General features: G+C 57.9%; 2 protein-coding genes. Both read left to right on the forward strand.

The features are described 5' to 3' along the window. The first annotated feature begins 279 nt into the window (after positions 1-279). On the forward strand, positions 280-1,338 hold the full coding sequence (locus VGE80_RS09980) for a sigma-54 interaction domain-containing protein (RefSeq protein ID WP_373653131.1): 1,059 nt from the start codon (positions 280-282) through the stop codon (positions 1,336-1,338). 525 nt (positions 1,339-1,863) lie between these two features. Next, on the forward strand, positions 1,864-5,331 hold the full coding sequence (locus VGE80_RS09985; protein WP_440592558.1) for a PSD1 and planctomycete cytochrome C domain-containing protein: 3,468 nt from the start codon (positions 1,864-1,866) through the stop codon (positions 5,329-5,331). The last annotated feature ends 39 nt before the right edge of the window (positions 5,332-5,370 follow it).

A 5,370-nucleotide genomic window follows, 5' to 3' on the forward strand; every position in this document is an offset into this window, starting at 1 on the left:
CTCCTTCGGCTTTTCACTTCAGCACAGGAATCCCCCGTCGCCCGGGCATAGTGCTTGCTTACAGAGATTTCCGTCGCCAAAACCATTTTCCGGAGAAATCGTGCACACTTTCCGTGCTACTTTGCGTACAATCTACGCAACAAACACAGCAAGGAGAAAGCCTGCAATGAAGGCATCTGCGCGACTGAAATTTAAAGAGAGAAAAAGTTAAGCCAGGGCTCACTATCCCAGCAGAATGTTCGGCAGATGGGCATCAGGTTCCTTGAGGGTTGGTAAAGCATGAGCATTGGTGGCAGTGGTAAAAACGGATCGGTGAGCCTGGACGGTATGATCGGCACCGGTCCTGCCATGACTGACGTCTATCGACTGACACGGCAGGTCGCGAGTACTTCGGCAACGGTTCTTCTCATGGGCCAGACAGGGACCGGAAAGGAATTGATTGCCCGTGCGCTGCATGAGCTAAGTCCCCGAGCTTCCGGACCTTTCATTCGGGTCAACTGCGGAGCACTCAGTGAAAGTCTGCTCGAAAGCGAGCTGTTCGGGCACGTGAAAGGGGCGTTCACCAGCGCCCACGAGAATCGGACCGGGCGGTTTGAAGCGGCTCACGGGGGGACGATTTTTCTCGATGAAATCAACTCCATGAGCTACACGCTGCAAGTCAAACTGCTCCGTGTCCTGCAGGAGCAGGAGTTTGAACGGGTCGGCGACACGAAGACCATCCGGGTGGATTGCCGCATCGTCGCCGCCACCAACCGGGATCTGCTCGACGAAATCGACGCAGATCGTTTTCGGGAAGACCTTTACTACCGATTAAACGTCGTCCCGATCTACCTTCCCCCCCTGCGCGACCGCCCGGAGGACATCGAGCCACTGACAACATTCTTCGCGAAGAAGTATGCCATCGCCAATGGACGGCCGATTCCCAAAGTCCCGTCGGATGTGATCTCGATGCTGCAGTCCTATTCGTGGCCGGGAAATGTCCGCGAACTTCAGAATTACATCGAACGGGCAATTGTCCTGTGCACGACCGAAACGCTGACCATGGACCTGTTTCCACCCCACGTTCGCGGGCTCGCCCCCGTCCGGATCAGTCGTTCCAAGTCAGGCGGCATCCAGAAGATGTGTAGCGAACTCGTGACTCTGGGCCTGATGGAAGCGGGAGAAGAGGCCCAGGATATCCATGACCGGATCGTCTCCCTGGTCGAGAAAGAAGTCCTGCTGCAGGTTCTCCGCACGTGCCAGGGAACTCAGACGAAAGCGGCCGTCAAACTGGGGATTAACCGTAATACGCTCCACAAGAAGATCGAAGACTACAACCTGCAGGGAGAGGCCCGGTAGCCGAGGAGCCTCGTTCCTCTACATGAATCTGTGGCCTGAAGCTCGCCGGTGTCCGACATTTCCCAAGACGATGCATCGTCCCGATGAAATCTTCGGGTCGAATGCCGATCTGTCGAAACTCTCTGCGACGCAGTGACTTGTCATCCCTGGTGCCTTATCTTGGGTGCGGAACAGCGTGCTGCCGGACCGAGGAGTGTCACGCGGTGGCCTGCGAACGCATATTGCTGACGTAATCTCAAGGAGGTCTTAGCCGACTTCTCCAGTCCCCACACGCCTTAACTCCTTCGCCTCCGCTGTTTTAGCGATTCAGGCCTTACTTCACCCCCGGCACCTCCCCCACCTGTATCGGTTTCTTAAAACCCCTCCACCGTCCATCTATCCATGCTGATGTATCTGCCCTGTCAGCCCGGAATCGTCTACACTGGGACGGAGACGGATCAACGGGGTTTGTTACAATTCCTCTCCCTGAGACGCTGGAGCTGGTCGCTGCGAGATCTGGGTGGGGAATCCTTTACGGAGTTGCTGATGAGACTGTTCGTCAGAATGTTCCTGATGTGGGTGACGTGTCTTGTCTCCCCTTGTATCACGAGCGGGATGGCCAATGAGACACCCTCATTCTCGGAAGAGTCATTGGACTTCTTCGAGAAGGAAGTGCGCCCTCTGCTGGTCAAGCGGTGCTACGAATGTCATTCCTCGGACCAGACCTCTCCCCGAGGAGGCCTGACGCTGGACTCTCGAACCGGAGTGTTGACGGGAGGAGACACCGGTCCCGCCGTCGTCCTCGAGAAGCCGGCGGAAAGCCTGTTTCTTTCCTCCATCAATTACGGGGATCTCTACCAGATGCCCCCGAAATCAAAACTCCCCGCCGAAGAAATCGAGATTCTCACAAAATGGGTGGAACTGGGACTCCCCTGGCCCCCGGAATCGGCTTCCGGAACGGGCGTCGCAAAACCCTTCGACGTTGCCGAGCGAAAGGCAGCTCACTGGTGCTGGCAACCTGTCACGGCTCCACCATTGCCCGACACCGGCGCATCAAACTGGCCCCTGACGGATACCGACAGGTTCATCCTTGCCAAGCTTCAGTCGCGCGGGTTGAGCCCTGCTCCCTCTGCCGAAAAACGAGCGTTGCTGCGCCGGATCTACTTCGACCTGATCGGACTTCCCCCCTCGCCAGAAGAGGTCGAACAGTTTGTTCAGGACAGTCGTCCAAACGCACTCGAACTTGTCGTTGATCGCCTGCTGGATTCCGCCCACTTTGGCGAGCGCTGGGGACGGCACTGGCTCGATCTTGCCCGGTTTGCGGAAACGCGCGGCCATGAGTTTGAGCCGATCATCCCGAATGCCTGGCAGTACCGCGACTACGTCATTCGAGCATTCAATGCCGACGTCCCCTATGATCGCTTTCTCACGGAACAAATCGCTGGGGACTTAATCTCTCCCCGCTGGCGGGCGACCAGTCCCTCTCCCTCCGGAAGCGAACTCCCGATCAACGAATCTGTCCTGGGGACCGGGTTCTGGTTTCTGGGGGAAGAGGTCCATTCGCCCGTCGATATCCGTAAGGATGAGACGGATCGGATCGATAACCGACTGGACGTCCTCACGAAGACGTTCCTGGGCCTGACCGTTGCGTGTGCCCGCTGCCACGATCACAAATTCGATGCAATTTCTCAAAAGGACTATTACGCACTCGCCGGCTTCGCCCTGAGCGGAAGCTATCGACAAATGCGAGTCGATACTGAGGAACAGCATCAACGGATCGCTCAAACTCTGGATGAACGCCGATCCCGCTCGCGTCAGCAGGTCGCACAGGATCTGGTGACACTGACTCGACCGGCCCTCGATCAACTCGACCGCTCTCTGCTGGCTGCAGTTCGCACAATTGACGCCGGTTTCTCCAGCAAACTGGCCCCGGGAGCAGACCCCGGCAGCTTACCCGACTTTGATCTGGTCAAGCGAACGGCCTCTGAGACGCAACTTGACCCCCGGATGTTGGCAGGCTGGTGCGCCGAACTGATCGTGGCGCGGGATGACGTGCGCCATCCCCTGCATGGACTCACCACTGCCAACCCGTTGTCAGCCATCAGCGGCGGCGGCGAGGCGCCAGTCTCGTCAACCCCTGCCGGTACGACTGCGAGCCCTTCCGCAAATTATGAGCTGATCGTCGACTTCGGCGACCCTGCAATCAAAACCGCCCCTCAGGACGGTGTTTCGTTCGGGCTGAAGCCACAACCACGGGGTCAGTTGGTTCTCTCCACCGCAACTCAATCTCATCCCTTCCACATCGATACAGTGGGGGGGTGGAATCGGGATTTGTTCTGGAAAGAGATCCGACTCTCAAACGGGACCGAAGTCGATAATGGGACTTTGGGAGCATGGCAGCAGTATGGACGCATGGTGCGAACGCCCGAATTTTCGCTACAGAAGCGAAATCTCTGGTACCTCGTCCGGGGTTCCGTTCGGGCCTACGCAGCCGTCAATTCGCATCTGATTGTCGTCGGCCCGCTCCACGGTGGTCTTTTGCGGGAATATAAACACGCCGACAACGAGTGGCACTGGGTTTCACACGATTTGTCGCTCTACCCCGGCCATCGCATGCATATTGAGTTCTCACCCGCCGATGACGGCCCGCTGACAATCGCGATGGTGGTGGCAAGCGATGACGCTCCCAAGTTGCCGGAACCTCCCTTTTTTCATCGCGGGGTCCTGACAACAGCCGGTCAGCCTGTGGCTGAACGAGTTGCCGCATATGCTGAAGAGTTTCGAGTGGCGGCAAGTCTGCTCGCCAAAGAAGCCAGGGGCCCTGAATCCGATTCGGCTGCGACAGACAAAGACGTTGACGCTAGCCGTTTCGCCCCGCTCGCGAACTGGCTGGTCACACACCTCAGCCTCTTCGCCCCTCAAGATTCGTTATCGCTGATTCACGTAAGTGATGACTCTACCGCCGAAGCAGAGCTGGCGAAGAACGTTCGCTGGGAATCCGGCCTGGCGCCCGCCATGCTGGAAGGAAACGGGGTGGACGAATACCTGCTCGTTCGGGGAAATTCCAGCAACCCGAAAGATCTGGTCCCGCGTCGTTTTCTGGAAGCGTTACAACCACACGATCTGACTGCGTCTCAGTCGACAGCCCTCTTGGGAAGCGGTCGACTGGAACTGGCTCGAGAGATTCTCGACAGCCCGCTCGCCGCGCGGGTCGCTGTGAATCGTATCTGGCACCACCTGTTCGGCAGAGGACTTGTTCCTTCGGTCGATAATTTCGGAGTGCTGGGACTTCCCCCGACGCACCCTGAACTGCTTGACTATCTCGCAGATCAATTCGTCCGCAACGGCTGGTCGACGAAGGGAATGATCCGTTCCCTGATCCTCAGTCGGACGTACCAGATGTCAAGCCGCCCGACGGATGCGGATGCGCTCGACCCCAATAATGAATTGTGGCACCGGATGGCCATTCGCCGCCTTCAGGGGGAGGTCATTCGGGACTCGCTACTGGCCGTGTCCGGTCGGCTCGACCCGACTTTGTACGGACCCAGTGTGCCGATTCATCTGACCGAATTCATGCAGGGTCGGGGTCGTCCCGGAATGAGTGGCCCGCTGGACGGTAACGGCCGCCGCAGCATTTATATCTCGGTTCGCCGGAATTTCCTGTCGCCGATGATGCTCGCATTCGATACGCCATCCCCCTTCTCGACCGTTGGTCGACGAACAGTCTCGAACGTACCTGCACAAGCCTTGATCCTCATGAACGATCCGTTCGTGATTGAACAGGCCCAACTCTGGGCCGGACGACTGCTCGCCGAAGAAAGTGCCACGACGCGGCAACGGCTGGATCGACTTTATCAAATGGCGTTTGCTCGCCTCCCCTCCGAGTCCGAAGCGGCCGAGGCGGCCGCGTTTCTGGAGTCACAGGGTGCGGCTCAACCAGAAAACCAACGGCAGGCGTGGAGCCATCTCTGCCATGTGATGTTCAACGTCAAAGAATTTGTCTACATCGATTGAGAGGCACCATGTTTCCCTGCCAGCGTTATCTCGCACAAC

Origin of the sequence: Schlesneria sp., assembly GCF_036405755.1 — a bacterium.
GTDB lineage: Bacteria > Planctomycetota > Planctomycetia > Planctomycetales > Planctomycetaceae > Schlesneria > Schlesneria sphaerica.